3 protein-coding genes are annotated in these 15,395 nt (G+C 47.3%); 2 read left to right on the plus strand and 1 reads right to left on the minus strand.

What is annotated here, in order from left to right; translation table 11 throughout:
* Positions 1–213 precede the first annotated feature (213 nt).
* Positions 214–3,366, plus strand: a complete 3,153-nt coding sequence (locus K2Y22_13130) for a hypothetical protein (protein MBX9879397.1) — start codon at positions 214–216, stop codon at positions 3,364–3,366.
* A gap of 96 nt (positions 3,367–3,462) precedes the next feature.
* On the opposite strand, the gene K2Y22_13135 is transcribed toward K2Y22_13130, so the two are convergent.
* Positions 3,463–4,257, minus strand: coding sequence for a hypothetical protein (locus tag K2Y22_13135; protein MBX9879398.1), 795 nt, complete (start codon positions 4,255–4,257; stop codon positions 3,463–3,465).
* A 355-nt stretch (positions 4,258–4,612) separates the two neighbouring features.
* On the opposite strand from K2Y22_13135, the gene K2Y22_13140 reads away from it, so the two are divergent.
* Positions 4,613–15,319 carry a hypothetical protein gene (locus tag K2Y22_13140; protein MBX9879399.1) on the plus strand — a complete coding sequence of 3,569 codons (10,707 nt, stop codon included), beginning with the start codon at positions 4,613–4,615 and terminating at the stop codon, positions 15,317–15,319.
* The last annotated feature ends 76 nt before the right edge of the window (positions 15,320–15,395 follow it).

Here is a 15,395-nt window from a genome sequence, read left to right on the forward strand (position 1 = left end):
TAACTTAACGCGAATCGTCAAGCCGAACTTACTTCTGTTCGCCACTGCCTGCTGCAGTTACGTCCTAGCTAAACTATCAACTGGAAGTTTTATCAGGATGGTCTTTAATGTGAAATAGCTCTGTACAGACTGACTTAACACGTCATTGTTGTTAAAAGCCGTTAATCAAGGGGTATAAATCCCCTACACCGCAGCATTTTGAAGGCAACGTCGATGAAAAAATACAGATTGTACCACGGTAACACCCTAGCGCTCACAGTCGCATTGGTCGGCATAGCTGTCGTAGCCGTAACTATTTTCATTTTGTACTACATCCAGACGCTAGGAGCCCATAAACAGGCTCAAAATGCCATTGATGCCGCAGCTCTACAGGCGGCAAAAGACATCGGTGAAATTTATATAGATACAAATGAGGGTAGCCACTTCGGACCGGTAGGCGTTAGCGACAATTTGCCACCCGGTAACGACACCAATAAAAGACCCATCGTAGGCATCAATACCTTAATGGCAACAATTAGATTGGATGCTCTCATCGCCGAGCAACTTGGAAGCTCAACAATGCTTGTTTTGGCAAGAGAAGACTACGAAAAGGCAAGAAGCACTTCATTTAAATTGCAGCAAAAGATCATCCGTGCGTGCGCCGGTGAAGTCGCTAAAGATCGCAATGGACATGAGATAAACATTCAAGCAAATGCCACGAAAGTCTACGACGACAACCCGGTAAAACTGGGAAAAGGGAAACGCTCAGGCAGTCTCATGATTCACCCAGGAATTCTACAGCCAAACAAAACCTACAATTCTACAGGCACTCCAATTCCCCAACCCGCCAACCTTGCACGCCTAGCCTCCGGGCACAAATATTCTGCCAACGGCATAGATTTCTATGCGGCCGGAGTTGAAATAAAGGACAATTTTGCTAATGACGGCGGTAACGACTGGTCCTTTAAATTCGTACCACTATCTCAACAGTCGGCCACGTTAATTGAGTCCGATCTTTGGCAAGGCATTTCCGCAGCGGATAATTTGGTTCCAACGCTGGTAAAAGTAGAGGCAGACCAAGAGATTAATCCGATAGCTGACACCAGATCGGAAGAGGAAAAGAAGGAGAACAAGACACAAAAGTTGCGCTCATCGGCCACGGCTCTGTGTGCTTTCTATGGCGCTCTACCATCTACTGACGGTGCCCTGAAGGTGTCCTTCCCTCAGACTAAGCCGCCATCCGGATACAACATAGACTTTACCTCTGTCCAATCAATAATGACCTCTGGTGGGTCAGGCGGTAAAACAAATCAAATTATGCTCAGAAAACTGGCAGCAGATCCCTCGTTTAATTCTGTGCATACAGCTAAAGATTTGGGTACTGCCAGTAACTATTTAGGCACCGCCGGTGGAGGTAAGGGGTGGAATGATGAGGATCACGGTTATTGGGTAACGGCAATTGGCGGAGCATTTCCTGATGAGCCTGGTTCCTCCATAGGTGAGCCCAAGCATTTTCACTCACGAACTGAAGATAATCCCAGCGTTGTCTTATCATTTTTGGTCTATGACTGGCTGAAATGCATGTACGTCAAACCAAATATCAGCGAGGTGGTGAAAGCATTACAAACACCGCTTACAGGCTCCAGTGTCGCTACGAGTATGTTCAGCGATGGTTTTCCTCAACCCGCTTACGCTGAAATCAATACCAAGTTACCAGTTACTTTCGCCATAGCTAATGTGCCGAGTTCAGGGGAAGGCGACCCACGAAACTGGAATAACTATTCCAAAGACCCTGAAGGATATCGACGTCAGTTTGCCAATGTCTTTGGCTATGTCCCTGCCGATATCACCTTGCCGGCTTCGTCTCTCGTTGTCTCTATCGACAACAATAAGGTAGTTACAACCAACGGACAACCACCAGATACTCTTACGGATCTGTACAATGCCGTCACAAGCATGAACGATTATTCCGCACAAACACTTCTGGCTTCAGAGAAAGTTCAACAACACTGTATCCTGGAAATTAATAGAACAGAAAAATTCATTGTAGACAACGTTGACAACAAAACCGGGCAGCCGCTCAATCCTAGCATGATACCGACACTGCAAGAGGCGGCTCGACAGCATGAGTCCGCAGTGATGATTTATGGAAGAGCCCTTATTGTTATGCAAAACGCTAAATTCGGACTGCAAATGTCGTATGCACTTTTAAATGACCGCAAGATGCTTACCAGTTTTGGGGCAACCAGAATAAGTGACCGAACATTTGAACTTATGCCGGGCTATCTTTACGTACCAACTCGGGCAGCAACCGAGATGGAGATTTCAGGAACCGGTAAAATCAGTACCGGGCAAGACACGTCCGCTGGTGTCTGTGACTGGGCTGCTGCACCGAGTGATGATGAAAAGGAGACCTTGCAGTTTTTTGTACAAGCAAAAAACACAAAGGTTAGCTACAATCGCGAAAGCTTCCAATTACTGGCACCGGCATTCGCTGCTTCAAGTATTCCACCTAAAGATGCCAACATTTATTCTTTTGCCTTACAAGCAGACGGAAAAATACATTTAGTGCATCAGACTGAGCCAACCGCCGGCGTCAATATTCTTGAAGGGCAGGTTGGCTATCAAAATACAGCCTCACTAATTACCAATGCCGGCAACAATGTCAAATTGAAATGGAATTGTGTAGCACGAGACAATGTGACCAATGTAAATGGAGACTATTTCCGAAATTTGGCGGCACCGGTAAATAATGTAGTTCCCCGCTTTTCGGATAAGCCCCTTGTTTGTGAGTGGTCATTACGTTGTCCGGCCCCGGATTGCCTTGATGAACTTGGAAAACCTAGGGTAATTCAGATAATTCATGGGTCTCCAACTGGATTCGCGACTGGCTCAACTTTTACTATGTCCAACATTAAGCACACTACTGATGCTGCCGGCAATGTTCGATTCACCTATGAGAAGGGAGCCGTAAAAGAGGAAATGAAATTCTTTGATAACCAGGCTGACTGGTCCGACGCTTGGAATAAAGCAAATTACGGCAATATTTCCGGAACAACAACAAATACCTTGAAACAAAAAGGGAACGTGACTACAGTAGCGGGATTATCATCATTTTATCGCGCTGCCAACGGGTATATGACCGGCAACTTCACTGCCTACCTGGAGGATTCCACAAATAAATCAAACTATTTTGAAGCTTTTGCCAGAGGTATGGCTAGTTTAAACGTCAACGACGGATACCTGAAGGAGGTCAATTCAACACTAGCAGAAAAAGGGATTACGTCATCGGAGGATATAGTTTTGAAGTCATTAGTCTACAGTGCGTGGGTATTTTATACACAAGATGAAAATGGCTGTGTAAAGCTTTACAGTTTTGCCAGTTGATTCACCTCACGACAAGTAATGAACTAAGCAAGAGCTTGAGCAAATGGACCGATTGGACTTACACCAGCGCGATCAGCTTCTGCTACAGATACCAGTCTAAATCGCAACGGCATCAACCGGTTTTGCTGAATACTGTTCGCACCGAGCAAAAACTATCGAGTAAAAGACCGGCTCGCTCTCGCTTTCATTGGCATAGAAAGAGACGTCTGCCGATTCACGTAGCTTTCTCATGAGATCCTGGATACGTCTGAATATGATTTTGCGTGATTCCGCCGACGCCGACATAACGCTCAGGATAAGGACAGAATCCTTGAGTTGAGGGTTACGTGGTTGTACATATTGCGCAAGACTCCGGTCGGTTTCATGCTTGAGTATTTTCAAGCCAAGCTCGTGATGACTGAAGCAGATAGACGGCTTCATTCTCACAATTGTACCTTCACCTTCCGTCTTCAATAAAGATATCCGAGAAAGCTGATCGACAACGCTTTGAGCAGAAACGGCAATTTTGTTTTTTTGAATTATCTTTTCAATATCGGCAAGATTTGCCTTCGCAACCGAATAGACAAACCAAATAATCGGCATCAATTCAAAATGCTCTGCCAAATATTCACAAGCTTCGTTGGAAGGAAAAAATACCTGTGAGTCCAAAGACCGCATCACAGCGGCTTGATATTGTTGTTTTAGTAACTTTCTTTCCTTATCGGTATGAGGACTCTCAAGACTAGAAAGCGTCACGAAAAAGTCCATGAACTCTTCTGGAAGGTAGTCCCTGAGTAAATTGCAGTAAAACGCTCTGGCATCAGCTTGAAGCGCTTCGCAAAGTTCCTTAGCCGAATCAATGCTTATCTTGCGATTTCCGCTTTCTAAATGCCTGTAGTGGACATTGCTCATCGCCAGAGGGTATCTGCGCAAATACTCGTTGATATTCGAGAATCCTCTGGATAGCCTCAACTCCCGAAGGAAGTTCCCAAAAGAATTTTGTGCCGCCTCATTGGTACTCATGGCTCAATATTATAGACGCTAGACCTGGACTCGCTTTGTAAGCAATTTGCATAGTCGTTAGCAAGCTGGTTACAAACTGACTTAATTGCCGAAAATACTAACCAGACAACATTTTTAATGATTATCATCGCGAATATCTTATAAAGTTAATGGGTATAAGAAGGTTGTAGTGGATGTGCGGCTTTAGCTGTAGGTTTCGGTTTGGCTGGCGAACTTGACCTTTTAGCCTCCAGGGGAGATTTCGATGCTTCGTCAGCGCTTTTTTGCGTCCTTATCGCTCATTCTATTTGCGTTTACTAGTTACGTGCCCATAGCACGGGCACAAGACGCTTCTGCGGCAGCACCAGCAGAAACTCAACACCATTGCCACGGCGGCGGTGGCTGGGGCGGCCAGACTAACGTCAATTTGGACTTGGGCTCAACGGCGGCAACCGTTACTGCGCCAGCTTGCGCCTCAACTCCTGTAAACATCAATATGGGCGGTGCAATGACAGCAATCGCCCCTGGTAGCCAGGTAACCCCGGCTCAAATGGTAGCTATTCAACAAGTCATGCGGACAGGCAACCAGACCCTCATGCTCAACGCCATGGGCGCCGCCGAATCAGGCACCATGATGCTGGGCGCCAGAATGAGCCAGGTAATTAGCAGCCTGACAATTCCGCAAGGTGTTACTGTTTTGCAAAACGTAGCTCAATCAGGCGGTCTTAGCCTGGTAGGCAATTTGGTCAATTCCGGCAATCTATATGCTTTTACATCCAACCCGGCAGTAACAGCTGCAACCTACGCAGCCCAAAACATCACCAATAACCAGAATGCTGTCTTGTCGACGCTGCTACCGGCTGCCTTACAGGCTAGTCTCAATCCAGCACTGACAAGTCTTACGCTCAATCTGACCGCAATAAACAATATCGTAAACGCAGGCACAATAACCAGCTCTGCCAACTTAAATCTCTACGCAGGTGGCTCAATTGTGAATGCCCTACCTGCAGGCGTTACTGGAATGAATCCAGTTATGCAGGCAATGCAGTCTTTGTCGCTAACTGCGCTATCCGGCTCAATTCAGAATGCCGGAGTTATGGCAGCTAATCTTGGCAATATCAATGTTCAAACAGCTCAAACTGCCAATCTTGCTTTGAACAACGTAAACGGCGTTATGCAGGCAATGAACGGTGCGATTAACATCCGCGACAGCTTGTCATCAGCCAAGGTGAACAGTGAGTTGACTGGTGGTGATTTCATTGCGAAACAACTAAATGTGTTTTCCGGCAATGGCATAGCCAATATATACGCAAACAATATAAGCGGGTTGGTAAATATTACCGCCGGCGAAGCTCATGTTAATACCGTTAGTGAAAATCTCGCTCTTGGTTCAATGAACCTCTCAGGTGATCCAACATTCTTCAACTCCGGCGATATCCAAATTACAGGCAACATCACAGTTGGCGAGAAGTTGGCAATCATTGCCGGTGGTGACATATATATCCCAAATGGATCAGTTGTAACGAAGATAGCTGCGCAAACCACGAATTCCGGCTTCGATATCAATATTATTGCCGGAGCTAATATCACAAGCGGCAACGGTCCCAGCTCAACACTTTCCGGCACTCCGCCATCAGGAGGTGCGACAAGCATAGTCACTATTGACGGTGCATCAGCCAGTGGCGGCGACATCGATTTTTCTGCGGCTCCAGGTCTTGAAATTAATACCCAGGGCGCTTCATTTGGTCCGGGCGGCAACATAACCTTGGCCGCTTATGAAGGCACTGGTGGGGGTGGCGGACACGTCATAGTACCTGGATGGCTACGTTCAAATGGCAGTACAACAGCTGGTGACATAACTGTAATAGCCGGAACAACTTCAACTGCTCCAATTACTGTTCAGTCAGGAGCCAGCGTTAGCGATGCAGTTCTATTGGGCGCAATCAGCACCCAAAATTCAGGCGGTGGTGGCTTTGTGCTCATTGCGACCGGTCAGCCAGTTAGTTCAACAGGAGCTCCGATTCAATTCAACACAGATGGAAGCACAGTAAATAATGCCAGGATTATGGCACCCACTGCGCATAACGCTACAAACATCCGCTTTCAAGGTTCCGTCGTACCTGAGTCTATACTGGCAGTCACGGGCGGAAATATAGTCATAACCACATCAGGCAGCATTTCCAATTTCAGTGCTTCGGCAATAGCTCTTGCTGCTGGAGGAAATATCAGTTTAGGTGGATATCTAGATACGCAGTCTTCTCCAATTACCGTGGTCGCAGGCGGCAATATTCAAACTACCGCTCAAATTAGCATCGAAACAACACCCAACTCAGCTCCCGCTTCTCAGAATGGACATATAAGACTGATTGCCGGGGCTAATTTCTTTACGGATAATTCAAACGCAATCAATATTACCGGCGGTTCGGGAACCGGCGGTAATATTACACTTCAAGTTGGCACTAGTCTTCTTACTGATCGCAACGGCTTCAGTGGGAATGCTGGAGACATTACTTTGATTGCATATTCCAATGGTGCCACCGGCGGGATAATTTCTCTTCCTGGATTTGGTTCACCAGCTTCGGTAATTTCCACAGGCGCTGCGGGCACTGGCATTAATGGTGACATCACTGTAATTGCCGGCTCCAACAGCACTTCGACAACAATCTCATCTTCACCTGGATGCGTCTTCTGCATTACCTACCCATCATTTTGGACAAGTGGAGGCACTGGTGGCAACGGTAACGTAACAGTAGCTTCCGCCGTTCCGGAAATTATTTGTCCTGGTTGCACGAACAACTATTACACAATTGCCGCTAATGGTGTAAGCACTGGATATTTCACGGCCGGTAATTTACTGGCGGGTGACATTGCAATCAACCCGATAACCACCGGCTCTAATAGTTTGGTTCAAATATACTCAACAGGATCAATAAATGTAGCAAGTGGTCCTGTAACTGCTTGTGCAGGATGCGCTCTTGTGGGTGGATCGCCAGCTTCGATAATCACGAATTGTTCAGGCTGCACAGTGGTTAACAACACCAACATCCCTTCATCGGCAATTGCAGCCATCAATGCCGCCGGTGCCTTTACGCTAACAATCATTAGCGCTGCAGACGGCAACATCACACTAGGTTCCGGCTCCGCTCTCAATATATTTGCACCAAATGGCGCCACCCTAATTGCTAACGGAAGCGGAAATATAACACAATTCTCCACGTCAACCATCAACACAAGCAGCATCAATCTTGCTTCAGCTACAGGCAATATAGGATCCTTAACGGAGCCAATCATCATCGGCAACAGCTCCGGAGACAATTTCAATATGCGCGCTTCTACTAGTGGTGGAGATGTCTACGTTCTTCCTTTGGGCATGGTAACTATTGGAGGAGGTACAGCGGGAAGTGGCAAGACATTTTGGGTACATACCATTCCCAACGGTAATGGCTACGGCCGAATTGCCTATACCGGACCAATTGTTGCGTCCGGCGGCACGATTGATTTCCAATCTACATCTATTAATCCAGGACTAGGCGGCATTATTGCTATCGGTCCAAATGCCTACTTAAGTGCATCAAATATTATTTTGAATGACATCGGCAACAGTACAACTGCCGGAGCCGCTGATATTAGTGGTGAGAACGGCACGCAAATGAATATCACTGCCGATCAGTTAACCGTCAGCACAAGCGGCAAAGTAAATATCAACAATAGTGGTACAAATATCACAGTCAATCAATTAGATGGCTCAGAAACCAATTTAACAACCGATGGAGATATAAACCTAGCGGCACTAATTGCCACTAATGGAAGACCATTCTCACTTAGCTCAGCCGGTAATATCGGCTTATCCAATAGCATACTGACCACAGGCGGATCGCTCTCGCTTATTTCCGGAGGTAGCATTCTTACGCAAACCGCAGGTGTATTCATTAGCACCAATAATGGAGCCACAGGTGACTCCGGCGACATCATAATAATCGCCGGAGCTAACTTCACAACAGACGAAGATGGAGCAGTAATTGTCAACGGACAATCAGGCTCAGGCGGCAGCGTAAACCTGGATAATGGCAATCCGTCGCTAGGAATTGACTCTTCTGCCACCGGGTCAGGAAACGCCGGCAATATCACGATACTTGCTTTTGGCGGAGCCGTAGTTCTTCCCAACACTGTATCTATCACTGCCAATGGTGCAGGCGCTACAAAAACCAACGGCAATGTGCTAATTGCTGGAGCCGGCGGTGTTCAACTAGGTGATATTTCCGCTGTCGGCGGAGGCGGTGGCTACGGCAGCATAACAGTTGCTACTGCTCAACCTGCGATCTTGTGCCCATCGTGTTCAACCAATAGTGTCAAAATTGTTGATGCCAAAACCAATATCACCACGGGTATATTTACCGCCGGGGCGATAACTCTGTCACCACTGGATATCGGTGGCAATGTTTTCGGTAGTGGACTAGTTCAAATCATAAGTGCCGACACAATTAATATTGGCGGAAATGTTATAGGAGGTTGCTCCAATTGTGCGTTCGCCGGCATTGGTCCGGTTAACTGTCCTGGATGCACCTCATTAACGATCGTATCCAGTTCAAACATCTCCGTTAATGGCGGCGGTGGCAGTGGCGTGACTGTCGACCTTACAGGAGGCACGACAAAGAAACTCTGGATACAAACTGTCGGATCAACCGCAACGTTAACCGTTGGTGGCGGCGTAACCTTTACAGATGAACTGACACTTGTCTCCAACGGGACAATGCAAATCAACAATGCTGTAACTGGTCCAGTAATAAATATGATTGCCGGCGATATTTTCACCAATGCCAGCAATATTCAAGGAACCGGTCTTGTAACAATAGGCAGCTTGGAAGCAGTAACTAATAATGCCAACATACAAGGAACTGGCGTCCATTTCCTTATTGGTAATCAAGGATTTGAAAATTCCGGCACGGTGACCGCAACAGGACCAGGTGGAACTATTGCAGTCATTTCAATGGCGGCGCCCAACCTTATCATCAACAACACCGGCAACTTAAATAGTGGTGCTAACGGTGATGTGTTCATCATGAACGGCTTCGGTCATGTCTCGTTGGTCTCAGATCTGACTTTAGGTGCCGGCAACGACTTAACCATATTTAGCGCAGGCAATATTGTGGCAACGGGCTCAGCCAGTCAACTTTCCGGAGGCAACATTCGCTTCTTTGCCGGTGCTGAATTACAAGTTCCGGATCTTACTCAAGTTGTGGTGCCAATCTTGAGCACCATTACCGGAAAATCAAGTACGACGGGTGGCAATATCGGTCTCGAGAACTTAAATACTGTCACTGCTGACTTCAGCTATTTTGCCGCTCGCGCATCACAAAATGGAGCCGGCGTAAATGGTTCTATAGCTATAGCGATAAATACAGGCACGATTATCTCCGGTGGATTCCATGTCTTGTCTGAATCCAACACCAACCCCGCTATTACAACTGGCGGTGTAATCAACAATAATCAGTTTTCGCACAATATTTTCGCCAGCATGACTTTCAATAACACGCCAGGGGCACTACCCGTTGCTTCTGCATCAGCCTTTATTGCCAATCAAAAGGCAGGCAGTGTCACGACTGAAAACATGATCGGGACATATTTAGGTGTAGTCGATCACACAAATGGCGTTATCGACCACGGCGATATTGTCGGCGCCCAGACAGTTACCGCAACCACTTTTAATAGCTTTGCCTCCAGCAAGATAGATTTAAAAACAAATGTAGGCGGTGTTACTACCCGCCTAACGATGTTCGGCAACACGGCCAACACCGGACCAATGACCAAAGACGGCGCTACCATGAACAACACTCAGGCTCAGAGTCCGCCAAACAATGTGTCGGTGACGAATTTTAACAACGGCACACCGCCGCCACCACCACCTCCTCCTCCTCCTCCGCCGCCACCACCACCTCCTCCCCCGCCGCCACCACCGCCGCCGGGACCAACGCCACCACCGTCTAATCCGGGAGCAACTCAAGACCAGACTCCAACTAAAAGCAACAATCCACCTACCGATACAACGGGTAATACCCGCAATACTGATGCTGACGGAACTGATGGCAGAACTGCTCAAGACTTGACACCATTTGGTGATCAAGCAGATTTACCTGATGATTGGTGGGATTGGGCCAAAGATCTTGTCCCACGTGGCGACAACGAATCCTACGACGATTGGAAAGCTCGCGCTAAAAACATCGCTCAGACTTTAGTCAATGCCTTTAACGAGCCGGTCACTGCCGACTTGCCTGAAGACTGGTGGGACGACTGGAAAAACCGTGTTCCACGTGGAGATGGAGAATCTTACGACGCCTGGAAGACACGCGCCCAAGGATATGCGCAGCAATACTACAGCGGCGATCTCAAAGGTCTCATGTCCAGCATGCGCAATGGTCAGCAACGCCTGAATCAAGCTGATGGTTCCTTTAACGACATGGGTAACATCGTCGACAATTTGAAAAATGCCATCGGCAAGGACACATGGAATGGTTTGACATCGCAAGAGAAAAACAATCTTATTGCTGGGGAGCAATATGAGCGATACACAGATGCACTAGCCGATCAGGTTGTTCAGATGATGAACAACGGCAATCAGCAATCATCACCACCTGTTGATCGCAATCAGCTTTCTTGGAGAGATGCAACCACCAAGACTTACGGAACCGACCAAGAAGTTGCCAACGCAAATAAACTCTTCAATCAAAAATCTAATGCACTGTCCGCAAATACTGGTGAATGGAAAGATAGTGGCTTACCTGGCGGAGATGTCTTTGATCAAGGAGACATCATTCTTGGAGAAAATTCGTCCAATACAGTAAAGGATTCCGTTAAAAAAGGCGGAGTTCAGACTTTTGTCGATAAGGGCGGCTATCAGCAAGGACAAGCCCAGTTCGACACCTCACTAACTGGTTCGTCTCAAACACAAGCAGACGCAAATCAACTGAAATACAACTCTAATACCGGTAACTTCAGTCCAGCCGAGGCAGAAAGACAGTTCACTGGAACAATGCAGGATCCGTCGCATTATGGAACTTATGGTCCTATCCAAAGCGGCACGCTAGGATCATTGTCGCAACAGTCCGGACTCAGCCTTAATGGAAACAACTCCGGATTCAACCTCTCTAATGCTCCGGCTCTAAGTGGCAACACCACTAACATCAACGACTACGGTCCAACTGGTTATAACGCCCCGACAACCGGTATTATCAACAAATCAATTTTGCCGGAGAATGGTGTACCAAACAGCTGGCAGCCTGGTACTGGTCAATACGCAGGACAATTCGTCCAGACTACAAACAATCAGCATAATGCTGAGGGTCTGGCATTGAGCACAATGCAAAACATCCCCGGACTTGCGCAGTCAACCGGTTGGAGCAGCACCGTCCCAGTTGGTTGCCAGGCTAGCAATTGTCACTTGACCGGTCAGAGTGTTGTTACCGGACAAGACTTGCACATGAACAGCGCTACCGACTTAAATGGAGCAATGCAGCAGCTAGGATTAGCAGCTCAGGGCATTGTCCAAGGTGGCATTGAGCAAGGCAATAAGGGTAATGCAACCTGGTACGCAGAGCACGGTTGGGTACAAACTCCGGTCAACCCCAACTCTCTATCCCAAGTAAACCACCTGGCATCAGTTGTCTATCAAAGTGGTGGCGATGCTAAGACTTCCCACACAGGCACACTAATTGTCGAAGGCAACAATTCAGGCGTTATTGAAAGAGCAGGTGTTGGTCAAACGCCACAACTTATATCAACATCCGACTTCACCAACGTTCACTTAGTGGACAGCAATGGCAAGCAAGTCAGCATGAGCGACGCAATCAAGAATGGCGACCTCAAGTTCTATGTGCCTGATCAGGCAACACAGAATATTCAAGATCCTCAAGCACAGCTTAATCAACAGCAGGCGATAATGGACAACGCTAGAGTCCAAGATCTTGGACAAGGACCATTAGGTCAAGTCACTCAAGACACAGCTAAGAATTTCTTTGATCCTAATCAAATAGGCAGCAACATCACCGAAGGTGCTCAATCACTAGCCAAGGATTTGGGACTGGATACTTTCGCTCAGAACATGCAAAATGGTGCGCAAACCGTACAAAGCGGCGCTCAGCAATTGCTCGACAACTTCCAATCGGGCATGCAAAACATTATGCAAAATAATCCACTTGTTGGACACTTAGTTGCCAGCGAGGGCAGCGATGCGCAGGGAATGCAGCAGCCAAAACTCGATATGAGTAACGGCGGTGTCGGCAGTGAATCGCCAAACTTCGGAGAATCATTATTGCAAAGCCTCAGCAAGTCTATGGTTACAAATAAGATTGATCAAGGCACTCAAGCAATCACCGATACCTTCATGGATACAGACAATCCACTTGTGATGGACGCAGCTAAACTCGGCGGCGCGGCTTTGGCGGTACCAGTCTCCGGTGGCATACATACTGCAGAAGCCTTTAACCCAATGGTTAAGCAATTGGACAATCTTTTGGGTGCAATAAATCAAGCAGGTAATGCCGGAGCAGATTTTGGCGAGCAAATTCACAATAAAGGATTGGGAGCTGCTTTGCAGGACAGTTTCAACAGTCTTTCCCAGAACACTGACCTAAACACATTAGGCAATGCACTTAATCCGATGGAATTTGTCGACAATACCAAAGCCGGATGGGATTCAATTGGCAATGCGGCTAACAATCTTGGTAGTGCTATTCAAAAGGATCCAGGCGGAGCCTTGGGTACCGTCATTGGAGAAACATCCAACATATTGCTTCCTGATCCGCTGATTTTGGGTGGCGCTAAGGTACTAGGCGCACTCAGCGATGCAGGAAAAGCAGCCACCGAAATTAAGGGAGCCGCAACCCTTGCAGACAATATGCCACAAGTCGTGAAGCAAACCGGAGGCAAAGTACCAGGTGACACTCATGCAATCACATTTTCCGATGGCAGTTCCGTTCTGCACGACAGGACAACAGGCAATCTGGTGCGAGATCTGGGCTCTGGAGAAAAGGTATCTCTTGAGGGAGGAGCCTGGAAAAACGAAGGGCTAGACGATTCATCAAAATTCGCAACCAATCTCAAAGAATTACAATCCAACCCTAATGTGCCGATACCACTCATGGATTTGGCAAAGAGCTCATCATTTAAAGAAGTCGTGTCAAACATTCCTGACGGCTTTAAGATGTTCGATGCCGGTGGCGAAGCTCTGGTATTAAAGAATGCCAACAACGACATTTTGAGAATTAGCCCCACCGATAAAGTAAACCGTCCAAATACTCCTTCCGTGCTTCAACCAACAGAAACCAAACAGGTTGGTGGGTACACCATGGAAGTATTACCGTATGCTCCAAGCGATGGTCTAGGAGCGGCCGATTTACAGCAGGTCACAAACCAACTAGCTAAAGAAGGATATCAATTCCAAAATGGACCAGGCAGGTTTGAAGGCATTGTAAGTAATATTGGTAAAACAGCAGACGGCAAACTCGTTGTAACAGATGCCAATGCAGTTGAACCAATCCCAGGATTCAAACCACCAACAAGTGCAGCCAATAAAGAACTTACGCTCGGAAATAATGGCGCAGTCCAAGCCAGCATGTCTGACATCATGAAGATGCTCAAACAAGAAGGAGTCTCGACCAATGATGTCGCCAACGCTGGGCGTATTGGAGAATCAGATGCACAGCCATTTTTATCCGTTCTTCCAGGCAGTAAAAACGACACCGCCTTCATTCAGGGCGCAATGAAAGACGCTTCCCAGGGACAAGTACTCAGATATGACGGTAGCGGCAATCCCTATTCTTCGACTGGTGTTGAAATGGGATGGATTACACCTACAGCTGAACAACTCAAAGGACAAGGGACAAGTCTCACGGCAAAAGCACCAGATGGCGTAACTTCTATCGTGTCAGGCGGTGAAGACCGAATTGCTTTTGGTAGTGAAATCCCCTTGGATATTGGCGGGCATACTCATACTCATGATGGGTTCGCTCCATCGTCATTCGACTGGCAGGCTCTTGCTACGATCAATCAAACCAGAGCTACTGTTGGGCTACCTCCGATTACATCGTCTTTCGTATTGGATGTACCGACAGGATACACACATAATTTTGGAACGCAAACTATGTCGGTTACAGGTGGTACGCATCCTGTTGGAACAGGTTCTCTTTCTACTCAAGCCATTACGCAATCCGGTGCTTCAGGAGTGAATATCCCAACGCAACTGCCTTACGGCTCATTTGCTTTACCGTCAACTTCGGGGACGGTTGATTTGTCGGTAAGCCCCGGCGTCAAGAATGTCAGCTTTGTTCCAGATAACGGACCGACTCCAGCTGCCCGAATGAATCAAAAAGCGTCAGCAAGTTGGGTCAATGAGCACCCTGATTTAAGCAATGATTGCGAGCCCGTTTACCTGGCGTCGGCGACTCCACCAGTGGTGGCACCACATGCAGCAGCCGACACAGTATCGGAAAATGCCGTAGCCGGAGTGGTTGCCGGCACTAAATGCGCATACAATGTTGCCGTATCCAATGGCACCTTGAGCGTTCCAAAGGGAGCTTGCGTATTCATTCGAGATAGAGGTAGAGATGTTGGTGTTTACGTTTTTGAAAGTAGCGGACGAGCAGATGTTATCTATCGTGGCGAGCAAGGACACTTCACTACCCTTAAGCCCGGACGCTTCCTGATCATAACTTCCGGTCACGATATCGATGCAGCTGATGCGAATCCTGTAATGATCTTTGGACTGCGCGGCATTGAAGAAATTCCTTTAGGTAAGGAATACAAAGCCTACACTGGCGACTTTTCAATATTCGCAGCTTGTGCAGAATTGCCCGATTTCAGAAATATGCTCAAGTCCAAGGATGCATCCGAACGTAGGATGGCTCGCGGCATCTTGAAAAACGTGGCAATCTTGGGTCAAATCACCGCAGGTGAAGGACCATTCAAACAAGTTCGGTAAATATAGACTCAGACTGCTAAGGATAGCTAGACGCGGGCGTTCTATAAGTTATAAAATTCAACTGTGAACGGCATCC

The organism is Candidatus Obscuribacterales bacterium (assembly GCA_019744775.1).
In the GTDB taxonomy this organism is placed as follows: domain Bacteria; phylum Cyanobacteriota; class Vampirovibrionia; order Obscuribacterales; family Obscuribacteraceae; genus SBAT01.

What these genes read in the sequence shown, in the direction of transcription:
- K2Y22_13135 (MBX9879398.1), bottom strand. Translation starts at nt 4,257, where the DNA reads ATGAGCAATGTCCACTACAGGCATTTAGAAAGCGGAAATCGCAAGATA.
- K2Y22_13130 (MBX9879397.1), top strand. Translation starts at nt 214, where the DNA reads ATGAAAAAATACAGATTGTACCACGGTAACACCCTAGCGCTCACAGTC.
- K2Y22_13140 (MBX9879399.1), top strand. Translation starts at nt 4,613, where the DNA reads ATGCTTCGTCAGCGCTTTTTTGCGTCCTTATCGCTCATTCTATTTGCG.